Source organism: Ruminococcus sp. RTP21204st1_B2_RTP21204_210225 (assembly GCF_040914135.1).
In the GTDB taxonomy this organism is placed as follows: Bacteria; Bacillota; Clostridia; order Oscillospirales; family Ruminococcaceae; genus Hominimerdicola; species Hominimerdicola aceti.
Genome location: NZ_JBCPGA010000006.1, coordinates 1 through 17,939, shown reverse-complemented (window position 1 = coordinate 17,939; position 17,939 = coordinate 1). Strand labels below are relative to the sequence as shown.

Genomic DNA, 17,939 nt, shown 5'->3' with positions numbered 1-17,939 from the left:
CGGTATTGCCTTAACAAGATCTAAGCTCTGAGCATATTATAGGTCAACGTGACTACAGAATATGCCCCCGTCCTTTGTAATGTCAATATAGGCATAGCTTGCAGGCTTGCCGTCTCTCGGCTGACCTGCACTGCCGGGGTTTAAAATGTGGATACCCTCCTCATAGGCATAGTAGCGGCAGTGTGTGTGTCCGAAAAGTGCTATCTGTGCGCCTATTTCCTTGGCTTTGTAAAAAAGTCTGTCGGTAGAGTATTTCACGCCCCACTTGTGGCCATGTGTGAAAAATATCTTTATACCGTCATCGGTCATGTATATGTCATTTTCGGGAGTGAGCGAGGCAAAGTCGCAGTTTCCTGATACGTTTACTATCTTTTTGTCAAGATACTGCACTCTCAGGCTGTCAAGGTCACGTTCACCGTCACCAAGAAAAATAAACAGGTCGGCGTCGCCGTTTCTCTTGAATATTTTGTGCATTGCAGAATAATTTCCATGAGTATCCGAAAAAACGATTATTCTCATAGTTACACCCCTTTACCAGTTATAACAAGCAATATTATAACATAAATATTTATAAATACTATAGAAAAAAGGAGAATTTTTTATGAGCGCAAAAAACAGCTTCAATTCTATGGATCCAAAAGCCATGCAGGCGCTTCTTGCAGTGGCTTCAAGAAAGCTAGGCACTACTCCTGATGTGCTGAAAGGTCAGCTTGAAAGCGGAGTTTATGACAGGGCGCTTCAGGGTATGCCACAAAACGAGGCTATGATGCTTCAAAAGGCTTTGTCAGATCCGAAAACTGCCGAGAAAATATTGTCCTCACCACAGGCAAGGGCGATATTCAAAAAGCTTCAGGGAAAATAGTATTTTACAGGGCAAAAGCTTGAACAGGCGGTGAAATAATTGGACGATCTGATGAACAAAATACAGAATGTGCTTAATGACGAGGAAAGCATGAAACAGATAAAGGAGCTTGCGGATATGCTCACGGCGGATAACGGCGGACAGGGAGAACAGGGCGGTCAGAGCGAAGCTCCACAAAGCCCCCGGAACATGGACTTTTCTCAGCTTCTCCAAAGCCTAGGCGGCGTTTCTCCGCCTGCGGAAAGCAAGCCTGCGCAAGCGACACAGACAGGGGGTCTTGATATTGCAAAGCTTATGAAGATACAAAGCATTATGCAGTCAGCTTCAAAGCCCGATAAAAATATCCAGCTTCTTCTTGCTTTGCGACCTCTGCTGAAAGAAGAAAATCAGGCGAAAATAGACAGGCTCATAAAAATATTCAAGCTTTTTGCGGTCTATCCCGCACTGAAAGAAAGCGGACTTCTGGGAGGTGATCTGCTTGGCTTATTCTGATGACAATAATTTCACCACCATGCAGGAGGAAGCCATTCGCCGTGTGAGAGAAATGCAAAGGCGTTCACGAAGCATTGTGAGCGCAAGCCCTAATAGCGAGCCTGCACCACCTAAAGCAGAGGAAACCCCTCGCACTCAGAATGCTCATAGCCCACAAAAAGCCCCTCAGAGCAGTTCGTTTTTGAGCGGTCTGCTTGGGGGGAATTTAGGCGATATAAAGATAGACGAGGAAAAAGCCCTTATCGGTCTGCTTATTTACATATTATACAAGCAGGGCGCAGACATAAAGCTTCTTCTGGCACTTGGCTACCTTCTTCTTTAAAGCGTCCATTCAAGAAGTGCAAGCATAGAAGTGTCGGAGAAAATATCGGAAAGATAGCTGTCATCATATATCCTGTCCATGTTGTCACCTGAGTATTCTATCTCCTTGCAAAGCTCCTTGACGGTTTCAAAGCGTGCGTGAGCGTCCTGCTCACGACTGAGGTTTATGACCTCTGCGACAAAAACGAACACTATCATAGCCTTTATTTTTGAAAGCAGGTCGAAATCTCTCACAGCTTTAAGAAAATATCTGTATACAAAATACACCGCAAGCTTTTCGTACTCACCGCTCGTCTGAGCCTTTAAGGGTGCGGAAAGCTTTTTCACAAATCGGCTTGCGTCCTTTATCTGCTGTGGGAGAATGTCGCCTATAAAGTCAAGACGTTCAAGATACAAAAGCATATTTTCGGCATTTTCCAAAGGCTTTTCAGGCAAAGCCTTTTTCAAACTCTCCACACGCTCTGCAATTATCTCAGGTTGGGAAAGCTCCTGGGCAATGGCTTTTATCTCCTCTGTATCCTCTTCGTCAAGAGCATATTGTATCTCCGCTGACGCTGAAAGAACGTTCACAAGTCTGTCATGGAGAGAATATTCCCTGTTTTGAAGCAGGTCAATGAAAGCCGTTCGTGCAAAAAGCATGGTTTCAAGAAGCTGGGGATCGAACTCAAGGTCGTCAGGCTCTTCATCTATCTCTTTGGTAAAAAATCTTACAGGCTCATCGTCAGAAAGATACATTCTCACAGCTTCTTCGCAGGCAAGTCCCACGCCTGCCTCCTTGTAATCTCCAAACCACTCGTAAAACCTCGGGTGTTCACGGCATATGTCTGAGATGTTTTCCTCACCGTAAGCAAGCTGAACAGAGCAAAGCCCCTTTTCGTTGAGCATAGGGCATTTGCCGTCGCAGTGGACAAGATATTTCACGCCCTCGTCTTCCGTAACTGAGTTCACAAACTTCCTGCCTATATTATTGTCAAGCTTTTTGTAAAAGCCGTAGGTGTCCTCGTCTATCTCGATATCCCAATCGGTCATACAGCAGTTGTCAGAACACTGCGAGCCTGTGCAGACAAATTCATCAAATATCTCAGGGTAAAAAAGCTTCATATAAATATCTCCTTATGAGGTGTTGACCTTATTATAATACTAATGCTTTTATCTGTCAACTTTCAGAATAAAAAAAGGCAGACACCTTGTCCACCTTTTGTCACTCTTGTGTGAAAACTATCCATTTTATGTTTTTGGGGCTTATCTCGTCAAGATACTCTGACGGCACTGTGACAGTTATCTGCCGTTTTGAAGTCGCCCCTGCCTTGTTCTCAGGTATCTCTTTAGCCACATATATGAAAAGGGAATCCTTGTCCTTGACCGCCCTTACTGCTTTGTAGTCGATATGCTCATATCCCGAAAGCTCTCCTTTTAGAAAAATAACATGGTTGTTGAAGCCGCCTTCGTTTTCAAAAGCTTCCATATCCTTTTTCATTTCCTGAATTTGCAGTTCACCATTGTATTTTAAATAATATTCACTGAAATCATCATAATTTGAGAACATTTTTTGATAGGGGAATGTCATGTTGGCTTCACTGCTGCACTTGTATATCTTCTGCTCAAAAGGAACGTCTGTAAGCTCACTTGTTACATTCTCTGTCTGATAAAGCTTGTTGCTTCCTGCGTAATATACCGTCAATCCGTTTTCACAAACGCTGTAAAAGCTGTCGGCAGAAAGCTTTTTTGAGAAAAGCTTCATGCTGCCCTCAGAAAAGTCCTCAGATTCTATGGTAAGAACACCGCTGTCCCCCTCCAAAGAGCTTTCAGCATGTATCACCTGCGTGCTTGTGCATACTGTTATCTCAGCCTCAGTGCCGCTTTTTACGCACTCACAGAACTCAGCCCAGCGCATATCACTTTCTTCCGAAGAGTCCATGAAAATCATACCATGCTCTCTAGCCGTGTCAGCGGTTATCTCACTGCCGTTCCATGCTGAGAAAAATATCTTTGCAGGGCTGTCAACGACTTCCTCTTGTTCGATAAACGAGGAGTTTTTAGTATTGACCACGCTCTCTTCAGATCGACCGCAGGCTGAAAAAAGGGTCAGGAACATTGCAGCAGACAATGCACCGCAGATAATTTTTTTATGCAACTTCCTGCCCCCCTTGCTTTTATACTATAAGGGCAACGCCTTCCAAGGCACGCCCTTAAATCTCATTATATCACATTTTGTTGATTCTGTTAATATGTATTTTAATCAAATTAGTAAACGTCTATTTGGCTATAATGTCAAAATATCGGTGTAAATATGGCAAATATCTCAAGAAGAGGGCTTAAAGAGTGAAATGTGACAATATTGTAATTAAACTGTCATTGACATTGATGATAAAAAATATTATAATATGTTTATGTACCTGTGCTTTGTTTGCAGGTGTGCAGGTGTGTTCCTGCAAAAGGAGGCGAAATGTGACGGCTTGTGCCGTGCAATATATGGATAATAACAAGAATAACGTTTCCCGCAAGGCTTCGGGAAATACGGCGAGCGTTGTCGCAATAATAGTTGTGGGCATATTTGTGCTGTGCGTGATACTTCTGCTTGCCAAGGGGCTTTTTGCAAGCAATAGTTCAGAAGTGCCAAAGGGTATAAATACTGCCACCATAAATACAAATGAGTCTGTGGCTGAGCCAGTGAACAGTACCGCCCCTGCGGATACGTCCGTTACTGATAACAGCAGTGTGGACGAAAGCGGTGCGGTAACAGATGTGTCCAGCGACGAGTCTAGCCAGACAGATGTGCTTGAGGTAATGTATGTCACAGAGTATGCTTATCTTCATGTGGCACCTGATAATGACGCTGAGAATATCGTTTGTATGTCACCGGGCGTTCAGGTAAACGTTCTTGAATATGAGGATAACGGATATGTTAAGATAAATTTCATGAACATAGACGGTCCACTCACAGGATATATTTATAAGGATTATCTTACAACAGACAGCTCTATAGCAGTACAGTGGTAAAAAATACAGCGCCGCACAAAAGAATGTGCGGCGTTTTTGGATGTGGGGGCTTTGAAGTGCCGAAATATAATACTTTTATCGAGGATAAAAACGGAGAGCGCATAGACTTTATCCTTGACGTTGCCAAAAGAAGTCGCCTTAATATGGGTATGCGTGACGGCATTTTGACAGTGCGTGTGCCTTACGGCTGTTCAAAGCAGCAGCTTGAAAGCTTTATTAATAACAATCTGGGCTGGATAAAAGAGCAAAAAGACAAGGCGACGGTGGGTCTGCCGAAAGATTTCTGCCATGGCGAAAGGCTCAGACTTTTGGGGAACGAGCTTACCCTGACCCTTGTTCAAGCTGATAAGTATTTTTCTCCCAAGATAGAGGACGGCAAGCTTCTCATTGCCGTGAACAAGACCAGCGACCAGACCTATGTAAAAGAGCAGACCACCAAGTTCATAAACGATCTCACAGTGGCGGAGATAACAAAAAGTATGCAGAAAATGTCTGCCTCCACAGGGCTTGTGCCTGAAAAGGTCACAATAAAACCGCTGACAGCAAGCTGGGGAAGATGTATCTCAAACAGGCATATTTCCATAAACTCAAAGCTTATCGTTTTCCGCAGAGAGTGCATAGATTATGTCTGCCTCCACGAGCTTTGCCACTTGGTCTTTATGGATCACAGCAAGGATTTCTGGGCTTTGGTGGGCAAGTTCTGTCCCGATTGGCGAGGTATAAGAGAAGAAATGAAAGGCTGACCATGCAGGCATACCCTACAAAATATACTCATGTGCTTTGTAGGTATTAACTATTGACAAATACAAGATATTGTGGTATCCTTTTATTGTGGCAACAATATGTATAACAAAGAAAAATGGAGGTAATGTAAAATGGTAAATGTGAACGTAACAGGCGGGGAGATGTCCCAGGCAGAGATAAATTCATATATCGACAGGGCGCAGAAGCTTTACCCTGAAAAGACTATCCAGACTATCGACCTAAAAATAGACGGCGACTTTGTTGACGTTGATTATCACTTTGCAGACGTGCCTTTTCAGCGTATAAGAAGAATAACAGGCTATCTTGTTGGAACTCTCGACAGATTTAACGACGCAAAGAGAGCGGAGGTCCGTGACCGAGTAAAGCATGGTCTTGCAAGCCCTAGCGTATCAGAACAGTAAAAATGAAACACGGCATATGTCACCGAAAAAGTGGCATATGCCGTATTTTTTATGGAAGTGTATTGGTGTAGCTTTTTAGACCTTGTTTCCGCAAACGCTGCAAAATTTGGCTCCGCTCTTCAGCTCTGAGCCGCAGTGAGGACACTTTTCAGGTGCGGTCTGCTCGACAGGCTGTTCAGCCGTTTCTGTAGGTGGTTCTATAGGCTCTGTCTGTTGTGGTATCTCAGGCTCAACTACGCTCTGTGACATAACAGGCTCGGCATTGTCGGGCTTTCTGAACTGTGACATATCAGGCTGAGCAAAACTCTGTTCTTGCGGTGTAGTCATTGGGATAGGCGCAGGGGCATTGTCAGGCGTCTTTGCGGCAACAGGTATCTCAACGGCGAAATCTTCGCCCATAAGTCTGCCTGCAATAACAAGTCCACCGATAAAAAGCAGGAAAGCCGCAATAAATGGCAGAACATCATCAGCAAGTGAAAGGGCTACCCTGAACTTGTCATTGTCATAGCCCATTGTTATAGCGTTTGAGAAGTGACCTTTTACTGTAACATAGTATATCATTATGCCCTTTGTTATCATCACAACAAGCGGGAAAAGGATAAGAAAGCCTGCGAATGCACCATCAAGCTTTTTCTTGCCCTTTGCTCTTGCAGATGTGAAAAACGCCACAAGGCTGAATATGGCGAGTGCGCATGAAAGACCATAGGTGTTCACATAAGCGAAAATGTCGGGGGTGAACAAAAAGTCTATCTTGTTTGTGAAAACGTTGTTGTAAACGAGCTTTCCCACAGGGTCAGCAAGAGCGCCTGCTGCCGAGAGAATGAATGCGAAAAAACTCAGCAGACACAGGGACATTCCTGCATATGTAAGCTTTTTTGTGTAGATCTTTTTTGCCATTTTGATTAGTCCTTTCATTTGTGAAGTCTTTATCCGCTGTCCGAAAAAATAGGGGCGGATAGAATTTCCGTCCCTATTATAATACTATTTTATAAAAGCCTTGTCAATAGATTTTTTTCGCAGCTTTCGTCGCTATTTATCGTTTTTGCCACTATCCTCGTCCTCACCGAGAATATTTTTCATCATCTCGTTTATGTGCCGAAGCTTTTCGTCATCATCATTGTCAGGTCGGTATATCCTCAGCGGCTCGTCCGTTGTATCAGTTGTGTCATTTATCACAGGGGTTGTGGCTTTCTCACTGCTCTCGGCCGTAAAGTTAGCTTTTGCAAGCACCTTTTTCATGACTTTTCCACGCTTATATTCAAACAGGAATATAAGCACCAACAGGGCAACACCAAAGCCCGTTATGATAAGAGATACCTTCCAATAGTCAGGGGAGAACTTCATTGTTATCTTGTTTTCACCCTGCTCCAAAGGGATAGTTATAAGGCTGTCAAGAGATTTTTCAGCCGTCACCTTTTTGCCGTTCACAGTGATAGTCCAGCCGTTTTCATATGGTATGGTTGTGAACAGTACAGAGCCGTCATTTTCAGCATTAACAGTGCCCTCAAGATAAGTGTCCTTAAAGCTTGTGACCTCAAGCACATTTTTCTGCATATCAGCGCAGGTCTGTGCAAAGCTGTCATAATCAAAGGTGTAGAAAAGCTGGTCTTTCCAGTAAGCTTCGTTATCGTCATTTGCCACCGTTATGCGTATGCGAAGCTCCTGCCCCTCATAGAATTTGCCAAGATTCATAATGGAATAATTGTCGCCCACAAAGAACTGACCTGCATATTCCATAGGCTCAGAGCCGTCCATATAATCGTCCTCGTCCTGTATCCACACGTTGCAGGAACGCTCATATTTGGTTGGAAGATACATATAAAGATATGAGTCCTTATCCATTTTCACAACATAGTCAATGTGACATTCTGCAATGGAAGTGTCTGTAGGGAAGTATTTCGTGTGTCCGTCAGTGAGCTGAGATGTAGAAACGTTCTCCATTTCGCTGTTTATAACAGGTATCTTTGTGAAATATTCCTTTGTTGTGCCTGCGAGGGCGTTGAATACCATGTTCTGATTTTCAAAAGGATTATCTTCAGAAAGTGACACGTCCTCAATACTAGGCGAAGATACCATGCCAAGACCAAGAGCGTTAGGGTTGTTGTAGAATTTGTATGTTGTAACATCTTCTGTGTATTCTGTTGTGAGCTTGTATTCCTCTGGAACTTTAACTCTTGTGCCAACAAAAGAGGTGTCGCCTGTTTTGTCCATAAGATATTTTATGTCAAACAGAGCGTCCGTCATGAAAGTTGTGCCGTCATATTTTGTGTAGTGACCGCCGTAAGCATATCCAAGTTTGTGGAGCATCATAAGGGCAGGTGCGTTCATCGTTGAGCTTGAATGTGAAATGCCCTTGTAGCCTGTTCCGATAGGGTCGTTTACGGTTCTGTGGAAAGTTGCCTCCATGCGGTAGAAAAGCGACGGGTCATATTCCTTCATCATTGACACAGCGTTTCTCGTCTGCGTCATGTAAGGTTCATAAGAAGTGTATTTGCTGTATGCAACGTCAGTGTCTATCTTGTCGATAGTGTCAGCGCTGTTTGCAAAAAGCTCAACCGCAAGAACGCCTACCATTACGATACAAACAGCCTTTGATTTTGGATATTTCTTGATAAGATAGATAAGTGCGAAATATGCCGCCAGAGCTATCATGGATACCCATATGCCCTGTATCACATTTGTGGTGTCGCCTGTTTCACTTGTCTTTGTTTCAAAAAGCTGGAAGTGAGAGTAGTTCTCACGCTCACACCAAAAGAGGAATACCATAAGTCCAAAGAAAATTCCGCCGATGTTCTTTGCCGTTATGCCCTCGAGGTTTTCAAACGCCCTGAACGCCATTACTATCATCAGGAATGAGAATATGAAAGAATATCTGTAAGGCAGCCAGTTCGGCACTTGGAAGCCGTGCATTGCCATATCAGCAGGCTTTATATACATTAATATAACAAGCAGGAAAGTGAGCAGACCTGTGGAGGTCTTTTCTTTCATTGTTATCCTGTCGTTCATAAAGAACAGCGGAACAAGTATCAATACAGCAGTTCCGCAGTATATCATAGGCATACCCTCAGGGTAAACAGTGTCATATGACATTGGGAAAAGCTTTGTTATGAACGTGAGAAAATCGAACTGTGTTGCAAGAGAAAAATCAGGGTCAGTGAACTCAAACTTGCCAAGCTTCAAAGAATTGTAAACGGTTATAAGAACGAACGCCGCACACATAAGCGCAACAAGCGTGCCGATACCGAAAGCCACACAGCGTGAGAAGAACTTTTTTGGCAATATCCTGCCCTCTCTTGAAAGGCAGTACCAGCAGAAGTAGAAAAACGTGAAAATTCCCACCATATAGCCGATGTAGAAATGTGCAATGAACATAAGCGCCAGCGGCACTATATAAGGCACAAGCTTGCCCTCATCAACGAGCCTGTGAACGCCCCAGCATATAAGCGGCAGATAGATAAGTCCGTCAAGCCACATAGGGTCCATAAGCTGTACCACCATGTATGACATAAGAGCATACATGGTAGGGAATATGATAAGTGAGATAGTTTTAGGCTTCTGCACTGATATCTTTTTTAAGAAGAACATGAACGTCACAGCCGCTGTGCCTATCTTTGCAAGCTGTAAAATAAGGATAGAGGTCGCCATCATCGTTCTCGGCAGCAGCACAAGTATCAGCATAAAAGGGCTTGCAAGATAATATGCAAACACACCGAACATTTCTCCGCTGAGGTTTCGTGACCAGTTGTAGATAAAACTGCCGTTGCCATGGAAAGCGTCACGGAACTGCTCGTAGTAGTAAACATACTGACCGTTCAAATCAAGCACAAGCACCGAGCTGTCGCCGATAGGGTGAATCTTGAAAAAAGCATAGGCAGAAAACATTATTGCCACAGGCAGAAAGAACACCAAAAAGTACAGCCGCTTATCATAGCACCATTTCTTTACAAATGAAAGGGGAGATGTCTTAGTCTTTTCCATTCTTTTTCTCCTCGTCGTCTTTTCTTATGATATCACGGATTATGTATCTAGGTCGCTGCTTTATCTCCTCGTATATCTTTGAGAGATAAAAGCCTATTATTCCAAGACTGAACATTATTATACTCGATGTGAGAAGCTGTAGGATTATGACAGTTGAAAATCCTACCGCCGACGCACCGATAAGCTTTTTGATAAGGGTATGAAGTCCTAATATCACTGAGAATATGAAGGTTATAACACCGCATACTGTCACTATCTGCAAAGGCGCAGAGGTAAAAGAGGTTATGCTGTTTATGGCGAATTTGAAAAGCCCCTTTACAGACCACTTTGATTCGCCTATCTCTCTGTCAGCAACGTCAAAATATACACGCTCCGTCTTGTAGCCTACCCAGCTTGACATTGCTCTGAAAAACGTCAGTCTTTCAGGCATTGCATTCAGTGAATCTACCACAGCCCTGTCAAGAAGCTTGAAATCGGAAGCCGCTTCCATGTCGAGTCCGCTTGACTTGTTTATCATCTTGTAAAACCACAGAGAGAAAAATTTGTATACAGGGTTTTCCTTTCCACGGGAATTTTTTCTGCCCTCAACAATGTCAACGTCATTGTTTTTCCAGATGTTGTACATCTCGATTATGACCTCAGGCGGGAACTGCAGGTCACAGTCCAGCAGAACGCAAGCGTCGCCCTTTGCAGTTTCAAGTCCTGCGAAAATTGCGCTCTCCTTGCCGAAATTCCTTGAAAAATTCACGCCCACGATATGCTCGTCATTGCGTGCAAGGTTTGAGATTATATCCCATGTTCTGTCCTTTGAGCCGTCGTTTACAAAAACAAGCTCATAGTCTATACCGTTTTCGCTGAGAAGCTTTGAAACAACAGAAGCACATTTTGCAACGTTGCCCTCCTCGTTATAGCTTGGTATTATTATTGATAGCATTTTTCGTTCTCCTATTCTTTGTTGCCTTTATACACAAAACAGAACGCCATTTGTGAACATGACGTTCTTGAAATATCCTTATTTGTTTTCTCTTTCACGGCGTTTTTCATAATCTGTCCTCAGCTTGTTGAAGTTGTAAAGCATGATGAGCAGGAAAATATACACAAGTATCTTTGCTATTGCCGCAATAACGCCTGCAAGGGTGGTGACGAACTCTATTGGTATTAGCCTGTTGAGCAGGTCGCCCCCAAAGTAAATAAACGTCATAAGAGCAAGTTTGTTGAAACTGCCCTGAAGCCTTACAATGTTTGAAACGTCTTCCACAAGCTCTCTGTGGCTGTCAAGCGCCACAAGGAACATTCTCATAAGGTTCAGTGACATATAGACAGTTGCCGCCGACAGCAAAATGCTTATAACGTTCGCCGCCATTGCCGCAGGGGAGAGAAGTTTCAATAGAAGCTGACATACCACCGCAAGAGCGCACATAGCGGAAGAAGTGTAAGCAGGCTTTTTAAGATGTGCGAAAGCGTCAGTGCGTTCTTCAGCCTCAGCCGTTCCCACTGCGAAAAATAAAAAGCCTGCAAGCTTTATAACGTAATTAGAAGTCCAGCCTGCGTTTAGCATGAAAAGCATGAAAAACGAGCCGACCATAAAGAAATTCATTGTTTAAGACCCTTTCGTAGCTGATTATACCTATTTATTATATCTCATTTATATACCCTTGTCAACCGAAAACGCCTTGTTTTCACCTTTTGTACACAAAGCGTCAGCCCTGTATTCCGTAGGTGACATGCCCTTTGTCTTGTGGAATATCCTTGAAAAATAAAGGCTGTCATTATACCCTACCGACCTTGCCACAGCCGACACAGGAAGCTCAGTTTCTTCCAGCAAACGACAGGCGGCGTTCACACGGAAATCAGTTATATACTGTGCAGGAGAAAGCCCCTCGTATTCCATGAAAGCTCGATATAGCGTGGCACGGCTCACGCCAACGAAATCGGTGGCATTCTCGACCCCTATCCCAAGGGTGTAGTTGTGTGCAATGTAGTTTTTCGCCTTTGTGACATATCCCTTTGCGGTGCTCCCCGAACGGCTTTGACTTCCCGAGCGTTCCATAAGAATGCCCAGCGTGATGTAAAGCTGACCTGTCATTTTCACAAGGTCTGAGCTTCTGTTTCCGCTAAGACGATAAATGCGTTCAAGACTGTCTTTAAGCTCGCTTCCAAAGTCTGCGGAGATAACGGGACACTCTCTTGTGAAGCCTGCACGATCAAGGATAAATTCAGCGTCAGAACCGTTGAAGCCTGCCCAGTAGTATTCCCATGGGTCGTTCTTGTCGGCAGTGTATGTTATAACAGTGTAGGGGTAAATGAGAAAGGTGTCCCCTGCGCTAAGGTGATACTCTCCCTGCGGTGTTTTGTATACGCCCTTGCCACTTATGATGTGGTGGATAAGATAATGGTCACGAACGCCGCTTCCCCAACTGTGAAGCCCCTGACATTTTTCATAACCCACGTTGTATACTGACAGTGAAAGTGCGTCCGTCTGGTCTGATTTAAAGGAATGGCGGTCTGTATTCATTCTGTGTGTTCCTTTCTGTGAGATGGTCTGTTATAGATATGATAGCATATTTTTATTCTCTTTGCAACAAAAATCCATGCGTTTGAAACAAAAATGGTATTGCAAAAACGTGAAAATATGGTATAATGTAAGTGTAAGAAAAAACCTGACATATTTGGGAGGTAAAGAATATGGCAAAAATACTCGTTACAGGCGGAGCAGGATTTATCGGAAGCCACACCTGCGTTGAGCTTCTTGAAGCAGGCTATGAAGTAGTTATAGTTGATAACTTTTCAAACTCAAAGCCGGAGGCTCTTAACAGAATAAAGAAGATAACAGGCAAGGACTTTGCTTTTTATGAGGCAGATCTTCTTGACCTTGCAGCACTTGAGAAGATATTTGAAGAAAACAAGATAGACGCTGTTATACATTTTGCAGGTCTTAAAGCGGTTGGCGAATCTGTTCAGAAACCTGTTGAATATTACCACAACAACATCACAGGCACTCTCATGCTTATCAAGGCAATGAGGAAATACGGCTGTAAGAAGATAGTTTTCTCATCTTCCGCAACAGTTTACGGCCCTGTAAACAAAGCTCCTTACACTGAGGATATGCCTACATCAGCAACAAACCCTTATGGCTATACAAAGGTAATGATAGAGCAGATACTGAGAGATGTTTATGTTTCCGACAACGACTGGTCAGTTTCACTTCTTAGATACTTCAACCCTATCGGCGCACATAAGAGCGGTCTTATCGGCGAAGACCCTAACGGTATACCAAATAATCTGCTTCCTTACATCTGTCAGGTAGCAGTAGGAAAACTTGAAAAGCTCGGTGTGTTTGGTGACGATTACGATACCCCTGACGGAACAGGTGTAAGAGATTATATCCACGTTGTTGACCTTGCTAAGGGTCACCTTTGCGCAGTCAAGTATGTAATGGAAAACAAGGGTGTTGAAGCCGTAAACCTCGGCACAGGAAAAGGCTCAAGCGTTTATGACGTTCTTCACAGCTTTGAAAAAGCCTGCGGAAAGAAGCTCCCATATGTAGTAAAGCCAAGACGTGCAGGCGACATCGCAACCTGCTATGCTGATACAGCAAAGGCAAAGAAGGTCTTTGGCTGGGAAGCTCAATATGGTCTTGATGAAATGACAGCAGATAGCTGGAACTTCATTAAGAATAATCCTAACGGACTTTAATACATAAGCATAGAACATAATAATTTTCCTAGGCAGGGACACACAAAAAAGTGTGTTCCTGCTTTTTTCACCCATACGATAATGCGACAAAAAAATCCCACTGTAAGTGATAATATATTTTCAGCGGATAAAACGAAAAGATGAAAGGAATGATAAAGCATGAATGTGGAGATAAAAAACTATCCGTCAGCCAGAACTCTTGTGGCAGAGATATGCGGCGATATCGACCACCATACAGCAAAATATTTCAGGGGAGAGATAGATAAAGCCATTAGAAGCCATAACCCTCTTACCCTTATCCTCGACTATTCTCAGGTGACTTTTATGGATAGCTCAGGCATCGGACTTGTTATGGGCAGATACAGGATAATGTCAGAAATGGGTGGCGAGGTGATAGTGGCGTCGCCTCCTGCTTATATCCGAAAGGTCTTGCAGCTTGCAGGTATGCACAGACTCACAAAGATAGTCACGGATATGACCCCGTATATACAAGAGAAGAAAGCAGCTCAGGAACAGAATGAAAGCCCCGATGACAAAACAAAGGAGAGTGATAAAATTGAAACGAAAACCCCTTAATGAAATGAAAGTCAGTTTTCCCAGCTATTCTGAAAATGAGCGCTTTGCTAGAGTTGCAGTCAGCGGTTTCCTTACTCAGCTTGACCCTCAGATCGACGAGCTTGCAGATGTCAAGACCGCAGTGTCAGAGGGAGTCACAAACGCCATTGTCCACGGATACCGAAACACCCTAGGGGAGATATTCATGCAGATAAGGATATTCGAGAACAGACACGTCTACATAAAAATAAGGGATAAGGGCTGCGGTATCGCCGATATCGAGCAGGCCATGCAGCCGCTTTTCACCACTGCACCTGAGGAGGAAAGAGCAGGCCTTGGCTTTGCGGTCATGGAAAGCTTTATGGATAAAGTGAAGGTGCGCAGCAAGCTTGGAGAAGGAACTACCCTTATCCTTGAAAAAACCTTGAAAGAAAGAGTATAAAATGAGCAGCATAGTCGAGACCCCTCTTGCAGAAGAAAATCTGGGGCTTGTTCACCTGTGCGCAAACCGCTTCCGCAATCGTGGCATAGAGTATGACGACCTCTACGGTGCAGGCTGTATAGGTCTTGTAAAAGCTGCGAAAGCCTTTGACAGCGACCGTGGTGTGAAATTCTCCACCTATGCAGTGCCAGTGATATTAGGGGAGATAAAAAGGCTTTTCCGTGACGGTGGCACGATAAAAGTGTCACGGAGCATAAAAGAGCTTTCCATGCGCCTTGTAAGAGAGCGTGAGCGATTTTCCATACAGCAGGGGAGAGAACCTACAGTAAGCGAGCTTTGTGAGCTGTCAGGAGAAAGCGAAGAAGCCGTTACTCTAGCCATGAATGTCGCCCTGCCCCCTGTTAGTCTTACTGAAAGCTCAGATGAAGACGACCGCCACGGACAAATAGATATCCCTGTTGATGCTCCTGACATAGAAATTGCTGACAGGCTCTCTCTCCGTCAGGTCATAGCTTCCCTTGAAGCGGAGGATAGAAAGCTTATATACCTGAGATATTTTCAGAATAAAACTCAGATGGAAACGGCAAAACAACTTGGTATGTCGCAGGTGCAGGTGTCAAGGCGAGAAAAAAAGCTGCTCACTTTAATGCGTGAACAGCTTAAATAATATCATTACAGTGGGCGGCTTTTGGTCGCCCGTTTTTTTACAAATAAGACCTGAGTATCTCGATAGTTTCTTCATGTGAGCAAACAGCGTCAGAATCTATAAAGTGCTGAAAATAATCCCAGAAAGCCTGAACAAGGCTCGTTTCGCTTATCTTCAAATAAGAAAAATCAGAGAAGCAGTTGTTTCTGGCAATGATGTTAAGACTTGTGTTGTCAGAAATGTTGATACAAAGATTTTTCGACACCGCAAAATAGTCGTTCTTTATTATCCTGTAGTCTGCCATGCCGTTTTCACAAAGCGATATCATTATCTGTAGCATTATCTTGCGTTCTGCAAGAGTGGGAAAAGTATATGAATTTCTCGGAAGCTCAAAAATCTCTCCCGTCGTCATAAACTCTGCAAGACCCTTTTCACTGAACAGATTTACAAATTTGTGTTCAGAAAGAGCCTTCTTGCCCATGGTGAGCTTTGCTTTTACAAATTTCTTTGCGTCAGCTGGCAAAAGTGCATGGGCGTTGTATATATCCTCTGTAAGACAAAGCATGGTGCATGGCTGAAAATCTACGCCGATGAAATTTGCGTTGTCATCGTACCAAAAGTAAACATATTCCAAAATATCCACGGCGTGGTCGAGAAGCTTTGCACATTTTGTCTTGAACTTTTCAAACTGCCGCATATAAAATTCTACCATAGGCTTAGATCTGTATATAACTCCCTCGCAATAATCGCTGTCTGTTCTGATCAGAAAATTATTCGTTATCATTATGTTTGGCATGATGTTCGTGGAGTTGAAATATGCCGACGCACCCTCATAATAATAAAAAGCCTCATATTTTTCATGCTTTTGCGCAAGGTGACATATGAACGGAAAAATATCCAGATTGTATTTTGCGGTGTTTTTTTCACCTGAGGTGTTGTCAAAGAAGAACAGATGATTTATGGCAGACTCGCTGCCTTCTGCGGCAATGGACAGCAGATTGGTAAGAAACTCTGTTGGCTGAGCGATGACCTGAATGTCAGAACCGTTATGAACATCGCTGCATATAAGCACCTGCAGGTTTTTTCTAAGCTCACGTTTGTCGGTGTAGATGGATATCTCAGGCACAGAGTCAATATCAACTTCTGTCTTGAAAGTCAGAGCGTCAGGATCTTCCATGTTGGTGTTTGCCATATCGTGTATTATCTTTGACACCTGCTTACGGCGATTGTAGACATCTTCCCCCATCTCAGAAATGTTATAAAGCTCCATGAGCCTGCTTTTATCCTCTGTGGAAAGCATGAGCTGCAAGCTTATATTTTCTACAAAATCTACGCTTGGCACTTTCCTTTCACCTTTGAGTATCTTATGAAGATATGTTCTGTCGATACCACATTTTTCGGCAAGGGCTTTTATAGTAATATCTTTTTTCTTTATGTATTCTTTGAGAAGTTCCGAAAATTGTGACATTGGCATCATATCCTTTCTGTAGAAAACAGGCATTTAAAGTATATTTAAAGTATATTTTTACATACCGATACCTATATTATATCCTATTTATGCACAATTGTCAACCTTTGATAATTTTATCTTATTAAGGCAAAAACCGTATATTTTTATAAACAGCTGCAAAAAATACAAGCGTAAACTGGAATACTTTAAAATTTGGAGGAGTTTTCATGAAAATAATATTCTATGACGCAAAGCAGTATGATATAGATTCATTTGAAAAGCAGCGAAAAAACTATCCCGATATAGAAAGCGTTTACCTTGAAGCCGACTTGACGGAAGACACAGCAAGGCTTGCCGAGGGCTGTGAGGGCGTGTGTGCCTTTGTAAGCTCAACGATAACAGGCTCAGTGCTTAGACGGCTCCATGAACACGGTGTAAAGCTTCTTCTTATGCGATGTGCAGGCTATAATAATGTTGATATAAAAGCCGCCGATAAATACGGCATAACAGTGCTTAGAGTGCCTGGGTATTCTCCGGAAGCCGTGGCAGAACACGCCATGGCGCTTGCGCTTGCAGTCACAAGAAGAATACACAAGGGCTATATAAAGGTAAGAGAGAACAATTTCAGCCTGAATGGTCTTATGGGACTTGATTTCCATGGCAAGACCGCTGGTATAATAGGCACAGGCAGGATAGGTGCGGCAATGTGCAGGATATGCCACGGCTTTGGTATGCGTGTTATAGCTTATGACGTTTATCAAAACCCTGACCTTGACTTCGTGAAATATTATCCCCTTAGCGAAGTCCTGAGAGAAAGCGACCTTATCTCGCTCCATTGCCCACTGACAGAATCAAGCTATCATCTTATCAATACTGAAACTATCTCCCTTATGAAAGAGAATGTTGTTTTCGTAAATACCTCCCGAGGTGCGCTTGTGAATACCGAAGACCTTATAAAAGGTATCAGAAGCAGAAAATTCCACGGAGTGGGTCTTGATGTTTATGAGGAAGAAACAGAGAACGTCTTTGAAAACCGACAGGAGGATATCCTAGAAAGCTCCGTGACCGCAAGGCTTCTGTCTTTTCCTAACGTTATCGTCACCTCTCATCAGGGCTTTTTCACCGAAGAAGCCCTAGCCGCCATAAGCCGCACAACGCTTGAGAATGCTTGTGCTTTTGAGCGTGGCAGGATAATAAAAGAAAATCAGGTGAAATAGACCTACGGGAATATTCCATGCGTCTTTGAAATATAACAAAGGGGCTGTAAAAAAAGTCCCCAAGAAAAAAGGCTGCGATCTTGCCAAAAAGCAAGACAGCAGTCTTTTTTTGTG

At 43.3% G+C, this 17,939-nt stretch carries 20 protein-coding genes; 11 read left to right on the top strand and 9 right to left on the bottom strand.

Annotated features, from left to right (window positions below; all coding sequences use genetic code 11):
• Nucleotides 1-36 precede the first annotated feature (36 nt).
• Nucleotides 37-519, bottom strand: a complete 483-nt coding sequence (locus AB5123_RS03720) for a metallophosphoesterase (RefSeq protein WP_022286542.1) — start codon at nucleotides 517-519, stop codon at nucleotides 37-39.
• An 82-nt stretch (nucleotides 520-601) separates the two neighbouring features.
• On the opposite strand from AB5123_RS03720, the gene AB5123_RS03715 reads away from it, so the two are divergent.
• The 3 genes from AB5123_RS03715 to AB5123_RS03705 are packed head-to-tail and all read left to right on the top strand — an operon-like array spanning nucleotide 602 to nucleotide 1,676.
• On the top strand, nucleotides 602-862 hold the full coding sequence (locus tag AB5123_RS03715) for a hypothetical protein (protein WP_022286541.1): 261 nt from the start codon (nucleotides 602-604) through the stop codon (nucleotides 860-862).
• Between the two features lie 39 nt (nucleotides 863-901).
• Entirely contained in the window at nucleotides 902-1,354 is a 453-nt protein-coding gene (locus tag AB5123_RS03710; protein ID WP_278339965.1) for a hypothetical protein, read from the top strand.
• Nucleotides 1,341-1,676: a hypothetical protein gene (locus tag AB5123_RS03705; RefSeq protein WP_368364535.1), complete on the top strand. Its 336-nt coding sequence runs from the start codon at nucleotides 1,341-1,343 to the stop codon at nucleotides 1,674-1,676. The genes AB5123_RS03710 and AB5123_RS03705 overlap by 14 nt, the downstream gene beginning before the upstream one ends.
• On the opposite strand, the gene fliB is transcribed toward AB5123_RS03705, so the two are convergent.
• The gene (gene fliB / locus AB5123_RS03700; protein ID WP_337811985.1) at nucleotides 1,673-2,776 is read right to left on the bottom strand and encodes a flagellin lysine-N-methylase; all 1,104 of its coding nucleotides are present in this window, start codon (nucleotides 2,774-2,776) and stop codon (nucleotides 1,673-1,675) included. The two genes, AB5123_RS03705 and fliB, sit on opposite strands and share 4 nt — an antisense overlap.
• Before the next feature lie 100 nt (nucleotides 2,777-2,876).
• Entirely contained in the window at nucleotides 2,877-3,809 is a 933-nt protein-coding gene (locus AB5123_RS03695) for a hypothetical protein (RefSeq protein WP_138339422.1), read from the bottom strand.
• Between the two features lie 338 nt (nucleotides 3,810-4,147).
• On the opposite strand from AB5123_RS03695, the gene AB5123_RS03690 reads away from it, so the two are divergent.
• The 3 genes from AB5123_RS03690 to nrdD all read left to right on the top strand — a co-directional run bounded on the left by AB5123_RS03690 (nucleotide 4,148) and on the right by nrdD (nucleotide 5,841).
• Entirely contained in the window at nucleotides 4,148-4,675 is a 528-nt protein-coding gene (locus AB5123_RS03690) for an SH3 domain-containing protein (protein ID WP_038672938.1), read from the top strand.
• Between the two features lie 56 nt (nucleotides 4,676-4,731).
• The gene (locus tag AB5123_RS03685) at nucleotides 4,732-5,418 is read left to right on the top strand and encodes a M48 family metallopeptidase (RefSeq protein ID WP_278339663.1); all 687 of its coding nucleotides are present in this window, start codon (nucleotides 4,732-4,734) and stop codon (nucleotides 5,416-5,418) included.
• A gap of 132 nt (nucleotides 5,419-5,550) precedes the next feature.
• On the top strand, nucleotides 5,551-5,841 hold the full coding sequence (gene nrdD, locus AB5123_RS03680; protein WP_117857504.1) for an anaerobic ribonucleoside-triphosphate reductase: 291 nt from the start codon (nucleotides 5,551-5,553) through the stop codon (nucleotides 5,839-5,841).
• Between the two features lie 75 nt (nucleotides 5,842-5,916).
• Here the strand turns inward: nrdD and AB5123_RS03675 are convergent, their stop codons facing one another.
• From AB5123_RS03675 to AB5123_RS03655, 5 genes are all read right to left on the bottom strand, one after another.
• Nucleotides 5,917-6,738, bottom strand: a complete 822-nt coding sequence (locus AB5123_RS03675) for a zinc ribbon domain-containing protein (protein ID WP_181984014.1) — start codon at nucleotides 6,736-6,738, stop codon at nucleotides 5,917-5,919.
• Nucleotides 6,739-6,870: 132 nt separating this feature from the next.
• Nucleotides 6,871-9,819, bottom strand: coding sequence for a YfhO family protein (locus AB5123_RS03670; RefSeq protein WP_368364534.1), 2,949 nt, complete (start codon nucleotides 9,817-9,819; stop codon nucleotides 6,871-6,873).
• Nucleotides 9,806-10,753: a glycosyltransferase family 2 protein gene (locus AB5123_RS03665; RefSeq protein WP_022286531.1), complete on the bottom strand. Its 948-nt coding sequence runs from the start codon at nucleotides 10,751-10,753 to the stop codon at nucleotides 9,806-9,808. The genes AB5123_RS03670 and AB5123_RS03665 overlap by 14 nt, the downstream gene beginning before the upstream one ends.
• A gap of 78 nt (nucleotides 10,754-10,831) precedes the next feature.
• Nucleotides 10,832-11,416, bottom strand: coding sequence for a hypothetical protein (locus tag AB5123_RS03660; protein WP_046440943.1), 585 nt, complete (start codon nucleotides 11,414-11,416; stop codon nucleotides 10,832-10,834).
• 48 nt (nucleotides 11,417-11,464) lie between these two features.
• Nucleotides 11,465-12,334 carry an AraC family transcriptional regulator gene (locus AB5123_RS03655; protein ID WP_337811987.1) on the bottom strand — a complete coding sequence of 290 codons (870 nt, stop codon included), beginning with the start codon at nucleotides 12,332-12,334 and terminating at the stop codon, nucleotides 11,465-11,467.
• A gap of 170 nt (nucleotides 12,335-12,504) precedes the next feature.
• Between AB5123_RS03655 and galE the strand changes: the two genes are divergently transcribed.
• From galE to AB5123_RS03635, 4 genes are all read left to right on the top strand, one after another.
• A complete protein-coding gene (gene galE / locus AB5123_RS03650) occupies nucleotides 12,505-13,515 on the top strand; it encodes a UDP-glucose 4-epimerase GalE (protein ID WP_038670643.1) in 1,011 nt (336 codons plus the stop codon).
• A gap of 159 nt (nucleotides 13,516-13,674) precedes the next feature.
• Nucleotides 13,675-14,091: an anti-sigma factor antagonist gene (locus AB5123_RS03645; protein WP_195551838.1), complete on the top strand. Its 417-nt coding sequence runs from the start codon at nucleotides 13,675-13,677 to the stop codon at nucleotides 14,089-14,091.
• A gap of 4 nt (nucleotides 14,092-14,095) precedes the next feature.
• Nucleotides 14,096-14,512, top strand: a complete 417-nt coding sequence (gene spoIIAB, locus AB5123_RS03640) for an anti-sigma F factor (RefSeq protein WP_117863155.1) — start codon at nucleotides 14,096-14,098, stop codon at nucleotides 14,510-14,512.
• 1 nt (nucleotide 14,513) lies between these two features.
• Nucleotides 14,514-15,179, top strand: a complete 666-nt coding sequence (locus AB5123_RS03635) for a sigma-70 family RNA polymerase sigma factor (protein ID WP_022286525.1) — start codon at nucleotides 14,514-14,516, stop codon at nucleotides 15,177-15,179.
• 37 nt (nucleotides 15,180-15,216) lie between these two features.
• Here AB5123_RS03635 and AB5123_RS03630 read toward each other — a convergent pair whose 3' ends face one another.
• Nucleotides 15,217-16,626 carry a helix-turn-helix domain-containing protein gene (locus tag AB5123_RS03630; protein ID WP_181982792.1) on the bottom strand — a complete coding sequence of 470 codons (1,410 nt, stop codon included), beginning with the start codon at nucleotides 16,624-16,626 and terminating at the stop codon, nucleotides 15,217-15,219.
• A gap of 209 nt (nucleotides 16,627-16,835) precedes the next feature.
• On the opposite strand from AB5123_RS03630, the gene AB5123_RS03625 reads away from it, so the two are divergent.
• On the top strand, nucleotides 16,836-17,825 hold the full coding sequence (locus AB5123_RS03625) for a 2-hydroxyacid dehydrogenase (protein WP_117928106.1): 990 nt from the start codon (nucleotides 16,836-16,838) through the stop codon (nucleotides 17,823-17,825).
• Nucleotides 17,826-17,939 lie beyond the last annotated feature (114 nt).

Coding starts and splice junctions, on each gene's coding strand:
- AB5123_RS03675 (WP_181984014.1), bottom strand. CDS start 6,738: ATGGCAAAAAAGATCTACACAAAAAAGCTTACATATGCAGGAATGTCC.
- AB5123_RS03655 (WP_337811987.1), bottom strand. CDS start 12,334: ATGAATACAGACCGCCATTCCTTTAAATCAGACCAGACGGACGCACTT.
- AB5123_RS03665 (WP_022286531.1), bottom strand. CDS start 10,753: ATGCTATCAATAATAATACCAAGCTATAACGAGGAGGGCAACGTTGCA.
- AB5123_RS03625 (WP_117928106.1), top strand. CDS start 16,836: ATGAAAATAATATTCTATGACGCAAAGCAGTATGATATAGATTCATTT.
- AB5123_RS03715 (WP_022286541.1), top strand. CDS start 602: ATGAGCGCAAAAAACAGCTTCAATTCTATGGATCCAAAAGCCATGCAG.
- galE (WP_038670643.1), top strand. CDS start 12,505: ATGGCAAAAATACTCGTTACAGGCGGAGCAGGATTTATCGGAAGCCAC.
- AB5123_RS03660 (WP_046440943.1), bottom strand. CDS start 11,416: ATGAATTTCTTTATGGTCGGCTCGTTTTTCATGCTTTTCATGCTAAAC.
- AB5123_RS03720 (WP_022286542.1), bottom strand. CDS start 519: ATGAGAATAATCGTTTTTTCGGATACTCATGGAAATTATTCTGCAATG.
- AB5123_RS03645 (WP_195551838.1), top strand. CDS start 13,675: ATGAATGTGGAGATAAAAAACTATCCGTCAGCCAGAACTCTTGTGGCA.
- fliB (WP_337811985.1), bottom strand. CDS start 2,776: ATGAAGCTTTTTTACCCTGAGATATTTGATGAATTTGTCTGCACAGGC.
- spoIIAB (WP_117863155.1), top strand. CDS start 14,096: ATGAAAGTCAGTTTTCCCAGCTATTCTGAAAATGAGCGCTTTGCTAGA.
- AB5123_RS03690 (WP_038672938.1), top strand. CDS start 4,148: ATGGATAATAACAAGAATAACGTTTCCCGCAAGGCTTCGGGAAATACG.
- AB5123_RS03635 (WP_022286525.1), top strand. CDS start 14,514: ATGAGCAGCATAGTCGAGACCCCTCTTGCAGAAGAAAATCTGGGGCTT.
- AB5123_RS03670 (WP_368364534.1), bottom strand. CDS start 9,819: ATGGAAAAGACTAAGACATCTCCCCTTTCATTTGTAAAGAAATGGTGC.
- nrdD (WP_117857504.1), top strand. CDS start 5,551: ATGGTAAATGTGAACGTAACAGGCGGGGAGATGTCCCAGGCAGAGATA.
- AB5123_RS03630 (WP_181982792.1), bottom strand. CDS start 16,626: ATGTCACAATTTTCGGAACTTCTCAAAGAATACATAAAGAAAAAAGAT.